Origin of the sequence: Vibrio methylphosphonaticus (assembly GCF_023634655.1) — a bacterium.
Lineage (GTDB): Bacteria > Pseudomonadota > Gammaproteobacteria > Enterobacterales > Vibrionaceae > Vibrio > Vibrio methylphosphonaticus.
In genome coordinates this window covers 1-3,244 of the sequence record NZ_JAMKMS010000045.1, presented here as the reverse complement: position 1 = coordinate 3,244, position 3,244 = coordinate 1, and the positions used below count along the sequence as shown (strand labels likewise).

Annotated in this window: 1 protein-coding gene; it reads left to right on the top strand. The window is 46.5% G+C overall.

Annotated features, from left to right (window positions below):
- Positions 1–3,136, top strand: a 3,136-nt coding sequence (locus M9196_RS23060; protein WP_250619847.1) for a tandem-95 repeat protein, incomplete at its 5' end; no start/stop codon positions are given.
- Between the last annotated feature and the right edge of the window lie 108 nt (positions 3,137–3,244).

The following is a 3,244-nucleotide window of genomic DNA, read 5'->3' as shown; positions in this document are numbered from 1 at the left end:
GAGTGTTAGTGATGTGTCTTACTCCGGCACAGACGGTATCTTCACGGATAATGGCGACGGTACGTACAGCTTTGCACCAAACGAAAACTTCAACGGCGATGTATCTCTAGACGTTATCGTTGTAGATGAAGATGGTGCGACGGCAGATACTACCGCTGGCATCGAAGTGATTGCCGTGAACGATGCGCCAGTCTCTGGCGACCTGGCTTACAGCGTTGACGAAGATGGTTCAATTACTCTGACACAAGAGCAATTGCTAGCTCAAGCATCAGATGTTGACGGTGACAACCTCATGGCGGCTAACCTAAGCGCCGGAGACAATGCGACCGTCACGACAAACGAAGATGGTAGCGTTACCATCACACCTGATGCCAATTTCAATGGAGACATTGACCTAAACTTCGATATTTCTGATGGCACTGAAACCATTGTCGCAAACGCGGATCTCACGGTTAATCCAATCAATGACCCAGCAACGTCCGATCCTGTGAATCTACAGGGTACGGAAGATAACGCTATCATCATTTCTCAAGAAGATTTGTTGAAACACGCACAGGATATTGACGGGGACAGCCTAATAGCAACAGACCTATCGATTGATGAATCATTCGGTTCGTTGGTTGACAATAGCGATGGTACTTGGACGTTCACCCCGACAGATAACTTTAATGGTGATGTTCCATTTAGCTTCAATGTAGATGATGGAACAGATCTAACGCCAGTTGAGGGCAACATTGACATTGCGGCTGTCAATGACATACCGCAAGCGCCAGCAATTGAAATGCTAGGTGAAGAAGACCAAGTCATGGTCATTGACCCAGAATACATTTTGGCGCAAGCAAGTGACTTAGATGGTGACGACCTCACGCTAGACAGTATCAGCGTTAAATCACCACAAAATGCTCAACTGCAACAACAGCCCGATGGTATGTATCACTTAGTAACCTCACAAGATTTCAATGGCCTAGTAGAGCTTGCTTATGAAATCAGCGATGGGGAAAGCACCGCGGAAGGCTCACTAAATGTCGATGTTATTCCAGTCAATGATGCACCATTTAACGATGGTAATGCCGTCTTAACCACAAATGAGGATGGGGCATTTACCTTCGATTCATCGGATATGCTTGACCTCTTTGGTGATGTGGATACCGATAACCTCGTTATTTCACGCATCATTATGCCAGATGGTGAAGACGCCGGTGATTTGAATGACAATGGTGATGGCACATGGACATTCACACCAACTGGTGACTTTGCTGGTACCTCAGGCTTGCAGGTCATCGCATCCGATGGTGAGTTTGAAACAGCACTAGATGTACCGGTATTCGTTCGTCCAGTTGCAGACGGAGCAGTAATCACCACAGAACATGATGGTCCACTAGTATTCTCGGAAGACTCTACAGGGCACCTAGGACTAAACGTCGACCTAATTGACGATTCTGAAATGCTAAGCAATCTTGTCATGACTGGTTTCCCTGTAGGGTTCGAAGTGAGTGACGGAGAAAATACGGTCATCATCTCTGAGCCAGGACAAATGATCAGCATTACCAATTGGAATATCGATGATCTTCAATTAACACCACCTGAAGACTTTTCAGGTAATTTCTTTGTCACCGTTAGCGCAACTACCGTTGATTATGGTGATGAACCGTTACCGGAACCAGAAGGCAGTGAAATTGCAGGGGATTTCGATACCGTTCTTGGTGAACCGATTGTTATATCAGAAGCGGATCTAATCGCTATGGCACAAAACATTGATGCGAACGACGAGGATGCAATCCAAATGGTTCATTTGGTTGATCCGAACCAAGGCACGATGATGGATAATGGCGATGGCACCTGGACATTCAACCCGGCAGAAGGATTTACCGGAGAAGTCGACTTTGCGTATGTCGTAGAACGTGACGGAATACTTCATGATGAACAGAGCACCATTGGTGTTCATGAAAATGAAGGGCAAATCACCGATGGACCACAGATTGATGCTATCGCCTCAGCGAATGTAACTGAAAGTGAGCCATTAAACTTTTCAGACGCTGATATGTTAAGCACCTTGAGCACAGACAATAGTGAAGAGATGACGATTGAGTCAGTCACATTGCTTGAAGGAGAGGGCTTGCTTGAGTCTGACGGGCAGGGTGGCTATCAGTTCACGCCAGCGGAAGGTTATACTGGCAGCGCTCAAGTTGGCTTCGTTGCTAGCGATGGTGAAAACAGTGTTGAAAGTCACTTTAACATTAACGTTGATGAGCAAGATACTTCTACAGTAGAACCGCTAGCTCAAGCTGATGACGGCTCTATTAGTATTAATGGAGACCAAGTACTTTCAAGCCTTGATGTTGCCGATGATGCTAGCTTATCTGAGCTCAGTTATTCTGGAGACGAAGGTGCGCTGGTTCCAGCAGGAGATGATCAATGGACATTCTGGCCAGATTCTGAATTTAGCGGCGACATACCTCTGGAGGCAACCGTTCAAAGTGGTGGAGAAGAACAAACACTCGCCACTACAATGAATGTTGAAACCGCTCCAGACGCAGTCACTACACAGGAGTCGGCATCAGAACAAACAACCGCTGAGACGCAAACTTCGCAAGAAACCGTCGAAGCAACCGCTAACGATGAAGCAACCCAAGATGACGAAGCTGCCGATGTTACAGCAGCGCCAGGCACTGATGTCAACTTGTCGATTCCTGACGAAGTTGCATCCGCTGAAGGTGTAGAACAAGTTGAACTGTCTGGCATTCCAGATGGAGCATCGGTAAGTGGTGCATTAGACAACGGAGATGGTACGTACACAGTATCCGGTGATTTATCGCAGCCAGTAAGCATGTCACTAGGAGATTCATTCCAAGGTGAAGCGTCAATCTCGTTCCAAGGTGTAGATGAACTCGATACACCAATAGAAGGAGCATCAGCAACAACGACTATTGAAGTTGATGAACAACACGCTATGCAGGCTAGCAGCCAAGCACCTACAGACACATCGGGTCTGCAAGATGCAGGAGGCAGCGGTGATTGGACATCCGGTGACAACACGGATACTGGAATCGACTTCACTGATGATTCAGGAAGCTTCGGCCATGACGACCAATCTTCAGGAGGCAGTCAGCACGACTTTGATGACAACAACTTCTAGGTGGTAAAAACAACTAGAGCGGTTAAAGCCCATGTGAGTATGTAAACGAGCATGGGCTTTTTCTAATAATCACATTACTAATCTCTGATTAAGTAATGTGATTATTAG